Genomic DNA, 17,504 nt, shown 5'->3' with positions numbered 1-17,504 from the left:
CCGCCAGCCGGCTCGCTCCTCTGAGGACTTAGCGTCGGTTCCACCAGCCGACACCGCGCAGCTCCGGACTGCGCCGTTCACCACCGAGTCGGGCGTTGACCTCAGCGAGCTTCAGGCCGCCGGGCGCGCGATCATGCGCAACGTCGAGACGGTCATCGACGGCAAGCACGATGCCGTGCAGATTGCCCTGACCGTGCTGCTGGCCGAGGGACACCTGCTGATCGAGGACGTTCCCGGTGTGGGCAAGACCATGCTCGCCAAGGCGCTGGCTCGTTCCGTGGACTGCACGGTCGGGCGAATCCAATTCACGCCCGACCTGCTGCCCTCCGACGTGACCGGCGTCTCGGTGTTCAACCAGGCCGAACGTCGCTTCGAGTTCAAGCCAGGGCCGGTGTTCGCCAACATCGTCATCGGTGATGAAATCAACCGGGCGAGCCCAAAGACTCAGTCGGCGCTGCTCGAATCGATGGAGGAACGCCAGGTCACCGTCGACGGCGTCACCTACCCGCTCGCGCTGCCGTTCACCGTGATCGCCACCCAGAATCCGATCGAGATGGAGGGCACCTATGCCCTCCCGGAGGCTCAGCGGGACCGATTCATGGCGCGCATCTCCATGGGGTACCCCGACATCGGGTCCGAGCTCGCCATGCTCGACTCGCGGGATACCAACAGCCCGCTCGCGCTGATCTCTGCCGTTGTTTCGGGGCAGATCCTGCGCGACATGATGCACACCGCCCGAGCAGTATTCGCCTCCGGCGCCGTGAAGGAATATGCCGTCAATCTGGTGCGCGCCACGCGCGATGATCGGGACCTGCGCCTCGGGGCCAGCCCTCGGGCGACCCTGCAGCTCATTCGCGCGGCCAAGGCACAGGCCGCCCTGAACGGACGAGACTACGTGCTGCCCGACGACATCGACTCCCTGGCCGTGGCGGTGCTCGGCCATTGGCTGGTTCCGACCAGCCGCGCCCTCGGCCACCACCACCAGGACAGCGGCCCCGTCATCGACGACATCGTGCGCCGAATCCTGGGCGACACTCCCGTTCCGGTGGGAGCAGCAGCGTTCGCTGTCCCGGCATCCGCTGTACCCAAAACGGCCGTGCCGACATCGGGGCGGTCAGGGCCGGTGCTGCCGGCCGTACGCGGAATTCCGGCCAGACCGGTCGGTTCCACCGGACAGCCCTAGCTCATGGCCGCGCGCGGGGCAGGTGGTTCGGAGCGGTCGGCTTGGCTGCAGCGGCTCACCGCTGGGTTGACCTCCCGGCTCACCCTGCGCGGCGGTGTCTGTCTGATGGTCGGAGCCGTGATCTTCGCCAACGCGGTCGTCGTGAACAGCCGGGATCTGTTGTTCGTGGCCAGCATGCTCATCGTGGCGCCGCTCATCGCGGTCGGCTATGTGTCCGTGCGACCGGCGCGGGTGGAAGTGACCCGCACCTTCCGGCCGTCGATCCTGTCGGCCGGCGGCGAGAGCGTTGTGTCGCTGCATCTGCGCAACCTCTCGGCGCGGCCGTTGAGCGGCGCCCGCTGGGCCGATACCCCATCGCCCGGTATCAATACGCCGCCCGGCGCCATCCTGCCGCTGGTGAGTCGGCGAGGCGCGCCCGGTGACAGCGTGCGGCTGGAATACGCACTCTCACCGCGTCAGCGCGGTGTCTACGCGGTGGGACCCCTCGGGGTGTCCCGCCACGACCCGTTCGGCTTTGCGCACGGCCTACGTCTGTTCGGTGAGCCGCATGACCTGATCGTCACACCGCGGGTCATGCTCCTTCCCGGCGGGAGACTGGCCCAGACCAGCAATGACGGTTCGATTCGGGAGCTGCTGCGCCAGGCCATCCAAACCTCCGACGAACTCATCGCTCGTGAGTACCGGCCCGGGGATGCTCTGCGCCGCGTGAACTGGCCGGCCACAGCGCGGCACGGCGAAATCATGGTGCGGCAGGAGGAACAGCGCAGCAATTCGGAGGCCCGCATTGTGCTCGATACCACCCTGGCCGGTGCAGCCGGCCTGGGGCCCGGTCGGGTGCCGCAGCATCTTGTGGCCGCATTCGAACTCGAGGTCGAGCTGGCGGCATCCGTTGGGGTGCACCTGATAGACGCAGGCTACCGGCTCGAAGTCATCGAACTCGGCGCGAGCCAGCTGGTGCCGGGCGGTGAACAGACGCTCGGTGGGCTGCACGGCGACGTGCCGGCCAGTTATCGTGCCCCCGGCGGCGATCGAGCCCTGTTGGAGGGCCTAGCGAGCGTCGTTCCGGTGCCGTGGCCAAGTCGCAGCGCACGCCTGGCGGCGTCACGACGAGTGCCGGTACGTGCGGCCCTGCGCGGCGCAGAGTTATCGCTGCCGACCTTTGCACTGTTGGTCAGCCTGTCTGAAGCGGATGTCGACGACCTCGTCGCCCTCGCCCGTCACTGCGATCCCGCCATTGCGTTCGTGCAACGTACCGTCGTCGCTGTCGCCCGCGAACGGCTGCAGGAAGCCGGCTGGCGCTGCCTGGAGGTCGCGAGCATCGATGACCTCGAAACCGTGTGGAACGACGTGAATCGGGAGCGAGGCCCCGTTCATGACTAGCCTGGCGACGAAGCCGGTCGCTCTGCGCGGAGTCACCCCGGCCCAACCCCGACCGCGTGCCCGGCGGGGCGGTCGGGGTGCCGCCCGCTGGCCGCTGGCCCTGACCCAGCTGTTGCTGGTGCTCGTGTGCTGTGCGGCACTGGGCCCCCTGCTGCGGGGTACCGCCTGGTGGTGGGTCTGTGCAGTGGTCGCCAGCGCCGTGCTGCTGGGTTCTTCCGTATTCCGCCGTCTCGGCCTGCCGCGGGCCGTCGTTCCGTTGGCGAACACGGCGGTGTTGCTGGGCGCTCTGACGCTGCTGTTCGGCGGCGGATCCGGCCTGTTCTGGCTCATTCCGACACCACAAACGGTGGGCACGTTCAGCGGGTTGATTGCCGCAGGGGGAGAGTCAGTTGCCCAGCAGAGCACGCCGGCGGCGGTGACCGTCGGCATCCTCTTTCTGCTCGCCGGTGGAACGGGACTGATCGCTATTCTGATGGACCTGCTCGCCGTGACCCTGCGCCTGCCGGCCGTCGGCGCGGCTGTGGCGCTCGTGCCGCTGCTGATTCCGGGCTTCATCATTGAGGATGGTGCCGATCTCGCCGCACTCGTGGCGGCGGCCGCCGCCTTTCTGCTGCTGCTCCGGGTGGACGTCTACGTTGGCCGCGTGCACGAAGCCCGGCATTCACCGGCCGGACCGCACGCGCCCCGCGCCTTTCGGTCGGATCGGCCACGCGGGCCCGGACCGATGGGCGGCTCCATCGTGGTGGCATCGTTGACCATTGTGGGCGCCCTGATTCTGAGCACGGTCGCCCCGGCCTTCACTGTCGGGGGACTGGTCGCCTCCCGGTCCGGCGGTTTGCTGTTCGGCAGCGGGGTTAGCCCGATGATCAACCTGGGGCAGGATCTGCGTCGGCCCAAGGCCGGTCCGGCCTTCCATTACACCTCGACCGGCACCGAGCAGCCCTATTTCACTCTGCTGACCCTCGACGAAGTGATCGGCCTGAATTGGACGGCGCGCATCGACGCAGCCGACGTGCAAAACACCGTCGATCGCATTCCCCGACCCTTCGGTCTCGACGCCAACGTGGAGACCGCCCCGGCATCGACCTCGGTCGTCATCGACGGCGTCACCAGCCAATGGCTGCCAGCGCCGGCTCGCGCCACGAGCATCGACGGGCTGAGCGGCCGATGGTACTGGGATAGCCGCACCCGGGCGATTACCAGTCGTTCCTCGAACACCCTCGGCCAGGAATACACGGTGTCGGCGTTGGAGCTCAAGCCAACGGCCGTGCAACTGCGCAGTTCGAGCACGAACTTTCCGGCGAGCGTGCAGGGCAACCTGCAACTGCCGGTGGAACCGCCGCCCATCATCGAGGAGACGGCCCGGCGAGTCACAGCCGACACCACGTCGAACTATGACGCGGCGGTCGCCGTGCAAAAGTACCTGCGCAGCAGCGTCTTCGCCTACGACACCGATGCCCCGGTCGAGGACGGCTACGACGGCGGCGGCGTCGACGTGATCGGGCAGTTTCTAGAAGCCAAGCGCGGCTACTGCGTGCACTTCGCCGCCACCATGGCCGCGATGGCCCGCACCCTCGGCATTCCCTCGCGGGTGTCGCTCGGCTATCTGCCCGGCGTCAAGTCGCAGGATCTCGAACAGGGGCTGGGCCGCTACAACGTTGATTCGCACGACCTGCACGCCTGGCCGGAACTGTACTTCGTCGGCATCGGCTGGGTGAAATTCGAGCCGACGCCTGGCCGGGGCATCGTGCCCAACTACGAGCAGGCCGAGGATGCCGGCACGCCGTCGACCGCGCCCGGTGCGCCCGGCTCCACGAACGCCCCAGGCCTGAGCCCCGATCGGCTCGCCGACGATTCCGCCCTGGAACGCGGCGCGTCGGCGCAAACCGCCGACGCCGGTAACCGGCTCGGCATCGTCGGATTCAGCGCACTGGGTCTGCTCCTGCTTCTGGTTCCGAGTGCGGCGAGACGGATGCTGCGGCGCTGGCGGGTGCGCCGCATCCGCTCCAAAAATGCCGGCGCGAGCCTCGCCTGGCTAGAAGTGCAGCACACCAGTCTCGATCTCGGGGTGCCTGTGCGCGTCACCGAGACTCCGCGCGCGTTCGCCGTGCGCCTGGAGCGGCTCGGCCCCCTCGACCCGGCGTCGGCGGCAGCGCTCGAACGAGTGCTGCTGGCGGTGGAACGGTCCCGGTTTGACCGATCGTCGGGCCAAGCGGAGACCCTCGTCGACGATCTGGCCCTGGTGGTGCGCGGGCTGCACGTCGGCGCGAGTGTCGGCATCCGTTTGCGAGCCCTGTTTGCGCCGCGATCGCTGTTCACCGTGCTGGGAGCGGTGCTGCGCGGGGATCGTCGAGCTGCCCCGATCGCCCCCTGAACGGAGTACCCACGCAGAAAGCGTAGAATTTACGACCGTGACTAAGTTCAAGAAGACGCCGTACACGGTCGACGTGCGTGACCTCATTAACCGCCCGGGCACCATGCACGAACGCCACCTCGACATTGACGTACCCGACGACCTCGGCGCTGGCCTCGTGGCGGTGAAAGCCGGGTCCACCCTGTCGACCGAGCTGCGCCTCGAGGCGATGCACGAGGGAATTCTGGTGAGCGTCGAGGTCTATGCGCGGGCGCTCGGTGAGTGCGGTCGATGTCTGAAAGACATCGACCTGCCGGTCCGAGTTCATTTTGCCGAGCTTTTCGGTTATCCTCAGGAGGAAGCATTCGAGTTTGAGATTTTGGACGACCATGTCGATTTAGAATCTTTGATCCGGGACGCGGTAGTGTTATCACTTCCGTTCCAGCCGGTATGTCGGCGTGATTGCCCTGGTCTTGACAGTGAGACCGGGCAGCCACTTGCCGAACTGCCCGAACTCGTTTCCGACGAGAGCTACGATCCCCGGTGGTCAGCGCTTGCGGGGTTTACGGCTTCCACAGACACGGGCATAGGCACAAACACAGGCATGGGTGCGGACATCCATGTTTCAGACAGAGAAGAGAAGTAGTCATGGCAGTACCGAAGCGCAAGATGTCGCGTTCCAACACCCACTCGCGTCGCGCGCAGTGGAAGGCCACGCCTCCCACCCTCGTCAAGACCATGGAGGGCGGCAAGGTTGTCTACAGCCTGCCGCACCGCGCCAAGGTTGTCACCGACTCCACCGGCACTCCGTTGTTCATGGAATACAAGGGCCGTAAAGTCGCCGACATTTAAGTCGCCTCTTCTCTCCAGACCGGAACTCGGTCGATGAAAAGAGTTAATACCGAGCGGTCGCCCCTGTTGGCGACCCTCGGCGTGCAGATTGAACCGGTGATTCTGGAGCTAGCTCTGACCCACCGGTCTTTTGCGTACGAAAACGGCGGTATTCCCACCAATGAACGCCTGGAATTTCTGGGCGACTCGATTTTGGGGCAAGCCGTCACGGTCATGCTCTACCGCAGCTACCCGAACCTCGACGAGGGTCACCTCGCCAAGCGTCGGGCCAGCCTGGTGTCCACGGCCGCTCTCGCGCAGATTGCCCGCGGCCTCGGCCTGGGCGACTACATTCTGCTCGGTCGCGGCGAAATCCTCACCGGCGGCCGCGACAAGGCGTCCATTTTGGCCGACACTGTTGAGGCGCTCATCGGCGCCACGTTTTTGGATGCCGGTGGCGAAGTTGCCACCGCGTTCGTGCTGCGTCTGATCGAGCCACTGCTCGCTGAACCTGGCCACTTCGGTGTGTCAATGGACCCGAAAACGAGCTTGCAGGAGCTCGCCGCGAGCCTGGGCGTCGGCGTCCCGGTTTACACGCTCGAAGGCAGCGGCCCCGATCACTCCAGGGTGTTCGTCGCGACGGTCGTCATCGGCTCGGCCGTGACGGCCGAGGGCGTCGGCCCCAGCAAGAAGTTCGCCGAAATGGCTGCGGCTCGTGACGCAATCGACCAGCTCAACGCTCTCTAACTTCTATGCCGGAGCTTCCCGAGGTTGAGGTCGTGCGTGCCGGTCTCGAGCCGGCCGTCACCGGCGCTCTCGTCACCGGGGTTGAAATCTTCGACGAGCGCTCCCTGCGTCGGCACGCTCCGGCGGCCGGATCCTTCGCCGAGCAGCTCACGGGGCGGCGAATTCTCGCCGCCGTGCGTCGCGGCAAATTCCTCTGGTTGCCCCTCGACAGCGATCGAGCCCTGGTCGTTCACCTCGGTATGAGCGGCCAGGTGCTGCTGCGCACACCGGGTGCCGCGGAGGATCGCATGTTGCGCATCCGCTTGACGCTGGAACACCCGGCCCACGGCGAGCTGTGGGTCAATTTCGTCGACCAGCGCATCTTCGGCAGCATGGCCGTCGACGCGATGGGCCCGACCCGTGACAGCCTGCCGGGCGGATATTCGGGTCAGCTCCAAGCGGATGCCGCCTGGCAGAACCGCATTCCCTCGCAGGTAGCGCACATTGCTCGCGACCCGATCGATCCCTCGTTTGCTTCGAGCGCCTTCTTCGCCGCTCTCGCGCGCAAGAACACCGGCATCAAGCGGGCGCTGCTCGACCAGAACCTGATCAGCGGCATCGGCAATATTTACGCGGACGAGGCGCTCTTTGCCGCGCGGATCCACTACGAGCAGCCCGCAGCATCGTTGTCGGCGGCGAAGGCCAGAACGTTGCTCGCGGCCGTGCGCACCATTCTGCAGCGTGCCCTCGCCGAGGGCGGCACCAGCTTCGACGCCCAGTACGTCAACGTGAACGGGCAGTCCGGCTACTTCGCGCACAGCCTCGAGGCCTACGGTCGGCAGGGCACGCCGTGCTCCCGTTGCGGGACCCTGATCGTGCGCGAGCAGTTCATGAACCGCGGCTCGCACTTCTGCCCGCGCTGCCAGCGCCTGCGCTGACTGCTGGTCGGAGCCCTCGGTTTTCCGGATCATTTTTCGGCCGGAACGACCCGTTTCCAGGCACCCTCGGAGCCCATCGGCACGAAGCCGAGCGCCTCGTTGACCACGAGCATGTGCCGGTTCTCTTCGGCGTTGAAGGTCGTCACCGACGGATGCCCCGGGCTTTCCTGCGCAAGATACTCCAGATTCGCCGTCTTCAGTGGCATGCCGAGGTCGCACCTGCGCCAGGCTGGCAGCACCTTCACGCCCAGCCAGGCATGGTCGTCGTTTGCGTCGAGCAGGGTTTCATAGGTGGCGCGGGCCGCCACCGTGCCCTCAACCCGAGCAACGAACATGCTCTTAGGGTTGTATTTCGTGTTGAGCCACCCGGGCAGCAGTTCGGCAGCCGAATAGTTGAGTTCGTTCGTACCAAACCCCTCAGCCTCGACGAGGTTTCGCAGCTCGGCCACCGCCACGAAGTCGGGCCAGCTGGGCGCGTGCGGTGTAGCGGGAATGACGAGTTCGTCGATTGAGAAGTCGCTCATGCTGCGCCAGCGTAGTCGGAGCAGCACAAGTCCGGTTCCCAGCCCCGTACAGAACCGCGGATAATTTCGCCCGCAGCCCCGATCGGAGTGCCGAGGCCGCCGAAACGTCTCCGCGGTTCTGCACGCAACTCTTCCCAACAAGCGGATGTCCCGGCCGCTGTCGGTGGCGCAGGGTACCGTTGAACCAGCCCCGAGACCAGGACTCGCGGCCGACCGACCGAAAGGGTGCCCGTTGTATCTGAAGAGCCTCACCCTCAAGGGGTTCAAATCGTTCGCGCAGCCGACGACGTTCGCCTTCGAGCCCGGCGTCACCTGTGTGGTCGGCCCGAACGGGTCGGGCAAGTCCAACGTGGTCGACGCGCTCGCCTGGGTGATGGGGGAGCAGGGTGTGAAAACCCTGCGCGGCGGCAAGATGGAAGACGTCATCTTCGCCGGCACATCAACGCGCGGGCCGCTCGGTCGGGCCGAAGTCATCCTCACCATCGACAACTCCGACGGCGCCCTGCCGATCGAATACTCCGAGGTCACCATCTCCCGCACGCTGTTTCGCAATGGCGCGAGTGAATACGCCATCAACGGGCGCACCTGTCGGCTGCTCGATGTGCAAGAGCTGCTCAGCGATTCCGGTCTCGGCCGGGAGATGCACGTCATCGTCGGTCAGGGTCAGCTCGACGCCGTGCTGCGTGCGACCCCCGAAGAGCGTCGCGGCTTCATCGAAGAAGCCGCGGGCATTCTCAAACACCGACGTCGCAAAGAGAAAACGCTGCGCAAGCTCGACGCCATGCAGACCAACCTCACCCGGCTGAGCGACCTCGCCGGAGAGATTCGCCGCCAGCTCAAACCGCTCGGCCGTCAGGCCGACATCGCCCGCGAGGCGCAGACCATCGCCGCCGTGGTGCGCGATGCCCGCGCGCGCTTGCTCGCTGACGACGTTGTGCTGCTGCGCACCGCGCTCGACGCCCACAATCACACCGAGAGCGAACGGCACACCGAACGGGTCGTGCTGCAGGAGCAGCTCGCGCAGAAGCAGGGTCGGGTGCAGCGGCTCGAACTGGCCCAGGTCGGCGACGCCGTCGATCTGGCCCGCCGCACCAGTTTTGGCCTGGAGTCGGTGCAGGAACGCCTGCGCGGCCTGTTCACTCTCGCCAACCAGCGACTGGCCCTGCTCGGTTCGCAGGCTGAGCCGACCGGTCCGGCCTTCAGCGTCACGCCCGCCATTCTGACGGATGCTGCTGCCGAGGTTGAACAACTGCGCGCAAGCATCGGGACGGCCGAGACGGCCTGGGGCACCGCCCGGGAGCAGAGCGCGGCGGCACGGTTGCAGCTGGATGCCGTCGACGACGACATCGCCGCTCAGGCTGTGCTCGTCACCCGGCATGATCTCGAAATCTCGCAGCTGACCGGCCAGTCCGAGACGGCCCGGTCGCGGCTGGCCGCTGTACGCGGCGAACAACTACGGCAGCAGAACGCCCTCGACGCTGCGTTCGATCGCAGCGAGAAGGCACAAGCCCAGCTGGCCGAGCTCGAAACGGCCGTGACCGAGGCCGCCGAAGAACCAGACTCCGACGACCTGTCCGAGGCACTCGCACTGGCGCAGACCGCAGTGCAACGCGTCGAGGCCGAGGTGGAGCGACTGCGCGATGAGCTGCACCAGCACGAACGCGAACGCGACGCCCAGGCGGCCCGGCAGGGTGCATTTTCCCTCGCACTCGACCAGAAAGACGGTTCCTCCGCACTCCTCGGCGCGCAGCTCCCCGGTATCCGTGGCCTGGTGGCCGACCGGGTGCGCGTGCAGCCCGGGTTCGAGGCGGCGATCGCCGCCGCGCTCGGGTCTCTCGCCGACGCGGTGCTGGCCGACAACCGCGAGGCAGCCCTGGAAGCCATCGGCCACGCCCACACCGACGATCTCGGCCGGGTCGAACTCCTCATCGCGGACGGTGCCGACACCCTGGCTCCGGGCGTTGATTCCAGCGTTGATCTGGGCGCGGGCATCCGTTGGGCGACGTCGGTCGTCGACGGGCCAGTCGGAGTGCGTGCTCTGCTCGCCCAGACCGTGATCGCCGACGATCTCGCCGTAGCCCGCGCCGCCCAGCTGACCGACACCGTGACGATCATCACACTCGTCGGTGAGGTGCTGGGCCCGTGGGTCGTGCGCGGCGGATCCGGCGCCCGGCCGAGCAAACTCGAACTCGTCGCCGAACGCGACACCGCCGCCGAAAAGCTGACGACGGTCACAGAGCTGATCGAGCGGGTGCGCTTCGACCTCGCCGAGCAGCGTACCCTGCTGCACGCGCACAAGGAGCAGTCGGTCAGCGCGCGGGCGGCCGTGCGCGCCCTCGAAACCCAGCTCGCCACTCAGACGGAACGCCGCGGTCGCCTCACCGTGCAGGCCGACGCCGCGACCGCCGACCTCGCCCGGGTCAGCGCCGCCCTGACGCTCGCGACCCGCGCCGTCGAAGAGGTCGAAGCCGTCGTCGCCGAGGCGTCCGCCACGCTGGTCACTGCCCAGTCCCGGCCACGACCCATCCTCGATGCGACCGTGCGCGATGCGCTCTACCGTGAGCTGGAGGTCGCCCGGGATCGTGAGGTGGAAGCTCGCCTCCAGGTTGAAACGGCCCGCGAACGGGTGCGGGCCGGTGAGGCACACGTCGTTGCCCTGACCGAGCAGCTCGCGGCCGAGCATACGGCCGCCGAGGCCGCGGCCCGGCGCGCCGTCATTCGCCGCCGCCAAGTGGATGCCGCTTCCCGCGTCGCCGAGGCGCTCCCGGCCGTGCTCGCCGCGGCCGACCGCTCGGTCGCCGAGGCCCGGCTGCGTCTGGCCAGCGCCGAGGCCGAACGCACCAGCCAGAACACCGAACTGCAGCAGCTTCGCCTCGACGAGAGCGCCTTGCGTGAGCGGCTGGCCGCGATCACCGAGAACGTGCACGGTCTCGAACTCGAGATCTACGAGAAGAAGCTGCACCTCTCGGCTCTGCTCGAACGGGCCGGCAGCGAACTGGGCCTGACCGAAGACGTGCTTGTGGCCGAGTACGGGCCCGACCAGCTGATCCCACCCGACGGCATGATCGTCTCTAACGAATCCGGCGCCGAATCCGGCGCCGACAGCACCCCGCAGGCCAGTGGGGCCAGTGAACGCGCTGCCGGTGAGCGCGACAGCGACGACCGCACCGGGAGCGATCGCGACATCGCGGGCCGCAGAGCCGACGGCATCCGCTTTAATCGGGCTGAACAGCAGAAGCGGTTCGCGGCCGCCGAACGCAAGCTCGGTCAGTTGGGCAGGGTCAACCCGCTCGCGCTCGAAGAATTCGCCGCGCTCGAGCAGCGGCACCGATTTCTCACCGAACAGCTCACCGACCTGACCGAAACTCGCAGCGACCTGCTCACCATCATCGCCGACATCGACGAGAAGATGCAGGCCATCTTCTCCGACGCCTTCGACGACACCCAGGCGGCCTTCGCCGAGGTGTTCCCGGTGCTGTTTCCCGGCGGCAGCGGCAGTATCTGGCTCACCGACCCCGATGATCTGCTGACGACCGGCATCGAGGTGTCGGTGAAACCGGCCGGCAAGAAGATCGAACGGCTGTCGCTGCTCTCGGGCGGTGAACGTTCCCTCGCCGCGGTCGCTCTGCTGATCGCCATCTTCAAGGCCCGCCCCAGCCCGTTCTACATTATGGACGAAGTGGAAGCGGCCCTCGACGACGCCAATCTCGGCCGGCTGCTGACCATCTTCGAAGATCTGCGCGAAACCAGCCAGCTCATCGTCATCACGCACCAGAAACGCACCATGGAAATAGCGGATGCCCTCTACGGCGTCAGTATGCGGCAAGACGGAGTCAGCGCCGTCGTCGGCCAGCGCGTGGGGACTCGTGCTGACCAACGAGAGCGCGACCGGGAACCGGCGGCGTCCTGACCGCTCGGCGTCTGCCGTCTGCTAACCTAAGCCTGAAATCATGCACATTATTCGATTTGACTCTCTTCGACCCGCCCCCTGGCGTAACGGCGGCGGTACCACCCGCGAGGTGGCGTCCTCCCCCGCCGGCGCGGTGGACTTCGACTGGCGCATCAGCATCGCCGACGTGACCGCGGCCGGTGATTTCTCGAGTTTTCCAGGGGTCGACCGCATCCTCACGGTGATCGAGGGCGAGCTTATGGTCGTGATCGTCGATGGTGAAGAGCACGCCATGGAGCAGTACCGGCCATTCCGGTTTTCCGGTGACAGCGCGACGAGCTGCGCCCTGCCGGTCGGCGATACCAGAGACCTGAATGTGATGACGAGGCGCGGAGCGTTCAAGGGCTTTCTGTCGATCGTCGAGCTGTCGAAGAAACGCGCCCACCCGGTGTTCGACGACCAATTCGCCCTACTGCTGAAGGGGAACGCCGTCGTGACCGCCGGCGGCGAGGAGGCCAAGCTGGGTGCCCTCGATACCGTGCGCGGCGACGATCCAGCCCCGGAGGTGCTCGGACGGGGATTCCTCGCCGTCATCACCCTGGAAGCGGTTCCGACCTAAGCGGATGCTGTTGCGGCGTTCGCCACCGCTTCGTTGCCGAGCAAGCCTGCGGCATACAGAATCACCAGCGCGATGAGCAGTGCTCCTGCAATGAGCAGTGCTACCCACAGTGCCGGCCTCAAGCCCGAGCCTTATCCATTGCGTGCAGAATAGCAGTCGCGCCGTTACGCCTGCGGCGGCAGCGCGCTGATCACCGCGTGGTCCTTGGCGNGTGGTCCTTGGCGAGCACGCCGACCTTGGCCGCGCCGCCCGGGGAGCCGAGGTCGTCGAAGAATTCGACGTTGGCCTTGTAGTAGTCGGCCCACTGTTCGGGCAGGTCGTCTTCGTAGTAGATGGCCTCGACCGGGCAGACCGGCTCGCAGGCGCCGCAGTCGACGCACTCATCGGGGTGAATATAGAGGGAGCGTTCGCCTTCATAGATGCAGTCCACCGGGCATTCGTCGATGCAGGCACGATCTTTGACGTCGACGCAGGGCAGCGCAATCACATAGGTCACAGTGTCAGCAACGCTTCCGTGCGAGAGATCGCAACCTGTTCGGCCCGAGAGACGACTTTGACTCGCTCCCGACCGGGAGTGGCCAGGTCCTGCGCGCCGAGCAGCTGCTCGTGCGCGTCCAGGGTGCGCCAGCCCGCCCAGGTCGTGAACTCGACGTTACGCTCCGCCAGCAGGGCCAGAATCGCCTCCGCTGATTCGTCAGCCGTTTCGCCGGCGACGAGCGCGGGCAGGTCGGCCACGAGCCGGGTCACCGTCTCGAGGGCGTCGCCCTTAGTGTGGCCGATCAGGCCGACCGGGCCGCGCTTGATCCACCCGGTGGCGTACAGCCCGGCAAGAGGCTCGCCGGCGGCATCAAGCACCCGCCCGCCGTCGTTCGGAATGACGCCGCGCACGGCGTCGAACGGTACCTCGGTCAGAGCGCTGCCCCGGTAGCCGATCGCGCGATACACGGCCTGCACCGGGTAGTCGACGATCTGGCCGGTTGACCGCACGCCGCCGTCTCCGGTGTGTTCGGTACGTTCAAAGCGGATGCCTTCCACCCGACCATCCCCGTACACCTCGACCGGCGAGTGCAGAAAGTGGAGGTGCAGGCGACGTGAGGCGCCGAGCGGAGCCTTGGTGAGCCATCCGTTCAGCGTGCGGGTCATGATCTTGACCTGATTGTTGCTGGCGACGAGCTGTTCGCTGTGCGAATCGGGAGTGAAATCTTCGGCGTAGACGACGAGGTCGACGTCGGGAATGTCGGCGAGCTCGCGCAGTTCGATCGGGGTGAATTTCACCTGTGACGGCCCGCGGCGGCCGAACACGTGCACGTCGGTCACCGGGGATCCGGCGAGCCCGGCGTAGACCGAGGCGGGAATGTCGGTGCTGAGCAGATCGTCGGCGTGCTTGGCCAGGATGCGGGCCACGTCGAGGGCGACGTTGCCGTTTCCGATGACGGCCACGTCGGTCGCGTCGAGCGGCCATTCCAGCGGCACATCGGGGTGGCCGTCGTACCAGGAGACGAAGTCGGCGGCGCCGAACGAGCCGGGCAGATCGATGCCGGGAATGACGAGCGGGGCGTCGAGAATGGCTCCGGTGGCGAAGATGACCGCGTGGTAGTGCTCGCGCAGATCAGCCAGGGTCAGGTCGGTGCCGTAGGTGACGTTGCCGATGAAACGAATGATGCCTGCGTCGAGCATCTCCTGCAACGACTTGACGATGCCCTTGATGCGCGGGTGGTCGGGGGCGACGCCGTAGCGAATCAGGCCGTAGGGGGCCGGCAGCGCATCGAACAGGTCGATGGCCACGGTGTGACCGGCCTCCAGCACGAGCCGGTTGAGAATATTGCCGGCGTAGATTCCGGCCGGGCCGGCGCCGATAATGGCAACGCGCAGTGCAGAGGGAGCGGGGGTCATAAGGAGCCTTTCAAACAACGGGAAGAAGAGTGGATGCGGGCGGGTCAGCGCAGGCCAGCGGCCATCAGTCCGCGGCGGCGCAGCAGGCGACGCTCGATCGGGGCGAAGATCACGAGTTCCACCAGGATTCCGACGAACAGAATCACCAGGATCGTGGCGAGGACCCCGGACAGGTCGGCGAGCTCGCGGCTTTGGTGCAGCATCGAACCGAGACCGAAGCCGATCGTGCCGCCCATGGTGATGATCTCGGCGGCCATGAGTGAGCGCCAGGCGAAGGCCCAGCCCTGCTTGAGACCGGAGAAATAGCCGGGCAGGGCGGCGGGCAACACCACGAGGGTCGCCATCTGCAGGTGCGAGGCGCCGAGTACCGTGCCGACGCGGCGCAACTGCGGTGGAATCTGGTCGACGCCCGAGACGAGCCCATTGGCAATCGAGGGCACAGCACCCATCAGAATGACGAAGTACACCGTGGCGTCGGTGAGGCCGAACCACATGATCGCGGCGGGAACCCAGGCGACCGAGGGGAGCACCTGCAAGCCGGAGAGCAGCGGTCCGAGCGCACGCCGCACCGGGCGGCACTCCGCGAGCAGCAGCCCGATCGGGGTGCCGATGGCGATGGCGATGAGAAAGCCGAGACCGCCGCGCTCGAGGCTCGTCGATACCGCGAGTTGCAGGCGGTCGCTCGACCAGGCACTCACGAGGGAATCGAATACGTCTAAGGGGCCGGGAGTGAGGTCGGGCCGGGGTTTGACGGTGAGAATGTAAACCTGCCAGGCCGCGACCAGCGCGATGAGCAGCAGAATCGGGGGAAGGACACCGTCGAGGGTGCGGCGAAAGGCGCCGCGGGGCGTTTCGGGAACGGCCTGCAGCGAATCCAAACCGGCTTCGAGGCGGCGCAGTTCGTCGTGGCTCGGGTCGTTGGTCGCTCCGCCACGAATGGTGTCGGTGCGAGCATCAAGCGGCATTACGGCGGATCTCCTCGCGCAGCTGGTCAGTGATTTCGTCACCGAGGCGGGCGACCTCGGGGGACTCGATCCGGCGGGAGCCGGTGTCGGTGATGGTCCATTCGTTGACGATGCGGCCTGGGCGTGAGGACATCAGCAGAATGCGCTGTCCCAGCCGTGCGGCCTCGCGCACGTTGTGGGTGACGAACACGATCGTGCGGCCGGTCTGGCGCCAGACCCGTTCGAGTTCTTCGTGCAGCAGGTCGCGGGTGATGGCGTCGAGCGCGGCGAAGGGTTCGTCCATCAGCAGCACCTTGCGGTCCTGCGCGAGCGAGCGGGCCAGGGCGACCCGCTGCCGCATACCCCCGGAGAGTTCGTGCGGGCGTTTGTCGGCGGCATCGGCGAGGTTGACCAGGTCGAGCAGTTCGAGGGCATCCGCACGGCGGTCCTTGCGCGGAACCCCGCGCAGTTTCAGGGCCAGCTCCACGTTGCGGCGGGCCGTCAGCCACGGAAACAGCGCTGCGTCCTGGAACATGACGGCGGCCTTGCCGCTCGCCACGGTGACGGCGCCCTCGGTGGGTTTCTCCAGGCCGGCAATGATGTTGAGCAGCGTGGACTTTCCGCATCCGCTTGCCCCGAGCAGGCAGACGAACTGGCCTGCTTCGATCGACAGGTTGATGTCATCGAGCACGAGCGGACCGGTGCCGTAGCGCTTACCGAGGCCATCGATCGTGATCGCGACGGGTTCGAGCGCGGTCGGGGCCGGGGCGACAGACACGCTGGTCAGGGAGGTCACGGCGACACGTCCGACCCGGCACCCGAGCCGTCGCCGGCGCGGGTGGGCTCGCCCGGCGCGGTGACGATACCGGCGGCCAGGGTTGCGCCGTCCTGCGGGTGAATGACCAGGAACGCCCCGGAGCGACGATTCTGCGCATAGCGTTCCACCGGCAAATCGCGCGACAAACGGATGTTGGCCTGCCCGATATCGTTCACGGCCAGGCTGGTGGCGGGTTCGACGCCGAGGGTCGTGAGGTCGAGGCGGCCGGTGACCTCGCGAATCAGGGCCTGCACGACGGTCGTGCCGAACTTCAGGAGCACGCGGGCCCCCGGTGCGAGCGGACGCGGGTCGAGCCAGAACAAATCGGCTTCGAGGGCGCGGGTGATCGGGGGAAGGGTACCTGCGGCCGCGATGACGGCGCCGCGGGCGATGTCGAGGTCGTCGGCCAGGCGCAGCGCGATCGACTGGGGCGCGAAAGCCTCGTCGAGCTGCACTCCGGCGAAGTCGATACCGGTGACGGTGCTGGTGCCGCCGCCGGGCTCGACGCTCACCATGTCGCCGACCTTGATGCTGCCGCTCGCGACCTGCCCGGCGTAGGCCCGGTAGTCGCGGTAGGAATCGGCCAGTTCCGGGGAGACGACGACCGCGCCCTGCGGCCGCAGCACGAGCTGAACCGGCAGGCGGAACGCCTCGGTGGCGCGCCCACTGTCGTCGAGGTCGTCGATCACGGTGAGGGTTTCTAGCAGTTCGAGCAGGCTCGGACCGGTATACCAGGGGGTGCGCTCGGAGCGGTCGACGACGTTGTCGCCGACCAAGGCCGACACGGGAATGACATGGACCTCCGCACGCGAGTCAGAACCGAGGCCGAGTTCGGCGGTGACCAGGCGAACGCTCGCCTCCACCTCACGGAAGGAGGCCTCGTTGTAATCGAGGAGGTCGATCTTGTTGACCGCGACGATTACGTGCGGCACGCGCAGCAGGGCGACGACGCTGAGGTGCCGGCGGGTCTGCTCGAGCACGCCCTTGCGGGCGTCGATGAGCATGATGACGGCATCCGCTGTGGTGGCGCCAGTGACCATGTTGCGGGTGTACTGCACGTGGCCGGGGCAGTCGGCGAGAATGAACGAGCGGGCGGGAGTCGCGAAGTAGCGGTAGGCCACGTCGATGGTGATGCCCTGTTCGCGTTCGGCGCGCAGGCCGTCGGTCAGCAGGGCGAAGTCGATGCCACCGTTCTCGCCGCCGAAGCCACGCTCGGTGGACGTGCGGGTGACGGCTTCGAGCTGGTCGGCGAGGATCGCCTTCGAGTCGTGCAGCAGCCGGCCCACGAGGGTGGACTTGCCGTCGTCGACCGAACCGGCCGTCGCGAAGCGGAATAGGGTGCCTTCGGGGGCGGCGACGGCGGCTTCCGTGGTGAGGTCCTGGGTATCAATGATGAGGGTCATGCGA

General features: G+C 67.1%; 16 protein-coding genes. 9 read left to right on the top strand and 7 right to left on the bottom strand.

Features of this window, described 5'->3' with window-relative positions:
- Positions 1 to 133 precede the first annotated feature (133 nt).
- From E3O45_RS05835 to mutM, 7 genes are read left to right on the top strand one after another with little or no spacing between them, the layout of a single operon-like run.
- On the top strand, positions 134 to 1,183 hold the full coding sequence (locus tag E3O45_RS05835; protein WP_134442639.1) for a MoxR family ATPase: 1,050 nt from the start codon (positions 134 to 136) through the stop codon (positions 1,181 to 1,183).
- Between the two features lie 3 nt (positions 1,184 to 1,186).
- Positions 1,187 to 2,563, top strand: coding sequence for a DUF58 domain-containing protein (locus E3O45_RS05830; protein WP_134442483.1), 1,377 nt, complete (start codon positions 1,187 to 1,189; stop codon positions 2,561 to 2,563).
- Complete coding sequence (locus E3O45_RS05825; protein ID WP_134442481.1) at positions 2,556 to 4,937, top strand: DUF3488 and transglutaminase-like domain-containing protein; 2,382 nt, start codon at positions 2,556 to 2,558, stop codon at positions 4,935 to 4,937. Before E3O45_RS05830 ends, E3O45_RS05825 begins: the two co-directional genes overlap by 8 nt.
- A gap of 37 nt (positions 4,938 to 4,974) precedes the next feature.
- On the top strand, positions 4,975 to 5,562 hold the full coding sequence (locus E3O45_RS05820; protein ID WP_241985240.1) for a DUF177 domain-containing protein: 588 nt from the start codon (positions 4,975 to 4,977) through the stop codon (positions 5,560 to 5,562).
- A 2-nt stretch (positions 5,563 to 5,564) separates the two neighbouring features.
- Positions 5,565 to 5,768, top strand: coding sequence for a 50S ribosomal protein L32 (gene rpmF / locus E3O45_RS05815; protein WP_092108959.1), 204 nt, complete (start codon positions 5,565 to 5,567; stop codon positions 5,766 to 5,768).
- A gap of 33 nt (positions 5,769 to 5,801) precedes the next feature.
- Entirely contained in the window at positions 5,802 to 6,494 is a 693-nt protein-coding gene (gene rnc / locus E3O45_RS05810; RefSeq protein WP_134442479.1) for a ribonuclease III, read from the top strand.
- Between the two features lie 5 nt (positions 6,495 to 6,499).
- Complete coding sequence (gene mutM, locus E3O45_RS05805) at positions 6,500 to 7,411, top strand: bifunctional DNA-formamidopyrimidine glycosylase/DNA-(apurinic or apyrimidinic site) lyase (protein ID WP_134442477.1); 912 nt, start codon at positions 6,500 to 6,502, stop codon at positions 7,409 to 7,411.
- A 29-nt stretch (positions 7,412 to 7,440) separates the two neighbouring features.
- Here mutM and E3O45_RS05800 read toward each other — a convergent pair whose 3' ends face one another.
- Entirely contained in the window at positions 7,441 to 7,935 is a 495-nt protein-coding gene (locus E3O45_RS05800) for a hypothetical protein (protein WP_134442475.1), read from the bottom strand.
- A 232-nt stretch (positions 7,936 to 8,167) separates the two neighbouring features.
- Here E3O45_RS05800 and smc point away from each other — a divergent pair, with 232 nt between their 5' ends.
- Both smc and E3O45_RS05790 read left to right on the top strand, forming a co-directional pair.
- Positions 8,168 to 11,845: a chromosome segregation protein SMC gene (gene smc / locus E3O45_RS05795; protein ID WP_134442473.1), complete on the top strand. Its 3,678-nt coding sequence runs from the start codon at positions 8,168 to 8,170 to the stop codon at positions 11,843 to 11,845.
- Between the two features lie 40 nt (positions 11,846 to 11,885).
- On the top strand, positions 11,886 to 12,443 hold the full coding sequence (locus tag E3O45_RS05790; protein WP_134442471.1) for a HutD family protein: 558 nt from the start codon (positions 11,886 to 11,888) through the stop codon (positions 12,441 to 12,443).
- Here E3O45_RS05790 and E3O45_RS18200 read toward each other — a convergent pair.
- From E3O45_RS18200 to E3O45_RS05765, 6 genes are all read right to left on the bottom strand, one after another.
- Positions 12,440 to 12,565 (bottom strand): hypothetical protein, encoded by a 126-nt coding sequence (locus E3O45_RS18200; protein ID WP_255452959.1) that lies wholly within the window; start codon positions 12,563 to 12,565, stop codon positions 12,440 to 12,442. The genes E3O45_RS05790 and E3O45_RS18200 overlap by 4 nt on opposite strands.
- A 68-nt stretch (positions 12,566 to 12,633) precedes the next feature.
- Entirely contained in the window at positions 12,634 to 12,939 is a 306-nt protein-coding gene (fdxA, locus tag E3O45_RS05785; protein WP_370450315.1) for a ferredoxin, read from the bottom strand.
- Positions 12,936 to 14,336 (bottom strand): FAD-dependent oxidoreductase, encoded by a 1,401-nt coding sequence (locus E3O45_RS05780; protein ID WP_134442469.1) that lies wholly within the window; start codon positions 14,334 to 14,336, stop codon positions 12,936 to 12,938. The genes fdxA and E3O45_RS05780 overlap by 4 nt, the downstream gene beginning before the upstream one ends.
- Positions 14,337 to 14,380: 44 nt before the next feature.
- Entirely contained in the window at positions 14,381 to 15,301 is a 921-nt protein-coding gene (locus tag E3O45_RS05775) for an ABC transporter permease (protein WP_134442467.1), read from the bottom strand.
- Positions 15,291 to 16,076: an ABC transporter ATP-binding protein gene (locus E3O45_RS05770; protein WP_134442465.1), complete on the bottom strand. Its 786-nt coding sequence runs from the start codon at positions 16,074 to 16,076 to the stop codon at positions 15,291 to 15,293. The genes E3O45_RS05775 and E3O45_RS05770 overlap by 11 nt, the downstream gene beginning before the upstream one ends.
- Entirely contained in the window at positions 16,073 to 17,500 is a 1,428-nt protein-coding gene (locus E3O45_RS05765) for a sulfate adenylyltransferase subunit 1 (protein ID WP_134442463.1), read from the bottom strand. Before E3O45_RS05765 ends, E3O45_RS05770 begins: the two co-directional genes overlap by 4 nt.
- Positions 17,501 to 17,504: the final 4 nt, after the last annotated feature.

Source organism: Cryobacterium sp. TMS1-20-1, assembly GCF_004402355.1.
Taxonomy (GTDB): Bacteria; Actinomycetota; Actinomycetes; order Actinomycetales; family Microbacteriaceae; genus Cryobacterium; species Cryobacterium levicorallinum.
The sequence above is the reverse complement of the archived record's forward strand: the minus strand, read 5'-3'. Positions and strand labels throughout refer to the sequence as shown.

What these genes read in the sequence shown, in the direction of transcription:
- E3O45_RS05835 (WP_134442639.1), top strand. Translation starts at nt 134, where the DNA reads ATGCGCAACGTCGAGACGGTCATCGACGGCAAGCACGATGCCGTGCAG.
- E3O45_RS05830 (WP_134442483.1), top strand. Translation starts at nt 1,187, where the DNA reads ATGGCCGCGCGCGGGGCAGGTGGTTCGGAGCGGTCGGCTTGGCTGCAG.
- E3O45_RS05825 (WP_134442481.1), top strand. Translation starts at nt 2,556, where the DNA reads ATGACTAGCCTGGCGACGAAGCCGGTCGCTCTGCGCGGAGTCACCCCG.
- rpmF (WP_092108959.1), top strand. Translation starts at nt 5,565, where the DNA reads ATGGCAGTACCGAAGCGCAAGATGTCGCGTTCCAACACCCACTCGCGT.
- rnc (WP_134442479.1), top strand. Translation starts at nt 5,802, where the DNA reads ATGAAAAGAGTTAATACCGAGCGGTCGCCCCTGTTGGCGACCCTCGGC.
- mutM (WP_134442477.1), top strand. Translation starts at nt 6,500, where the DNA reads ATGCCGGAGCTTCCCGAGGTTGAGGTCGTGCGTGCCGGTCTCGAGCCG.
- E3O45_RS05800 (WP_134442475.1), bottom strand. Translation starts at nt 7,935, where the DNA reads ATGAGCGACTTCTCAATCGACGAACTCGTCATTCCCGCTACACCGCAC.
- E3O45_RS05790 (WP_134442471.1), top strand. Translation starts at nt 11,886, where the DNA reads ATGCACATTATTCGATTTGACTCTCTTCGACCCGCCCCCTGGCGTAAC.
- E3O45_RS05780 (WP_134442469.1), bottom strand. Translation starts at nt 14,336, where the DNA reads ATGACCCCCGCTCCCTCTGCACTGCGCGTTGCCATTATCGGCGCCGGC.
- E3O45_RS05775 (WP_134442467.1), bottom strand. Translation starts at nt 15,301, where the DNA reads ATGCCGCTTGATGCTCGCACCGACACCATTCGTGGCGGAGCGACCAAC.
- E3O45_RS05765 (WP_134442463.1), bottom strand. Translation starts at nt 17,500, where the DNA reads ATGACCCTCATCATTGATACCCAGGACCTCACCACGGAAGCCGCCGTC.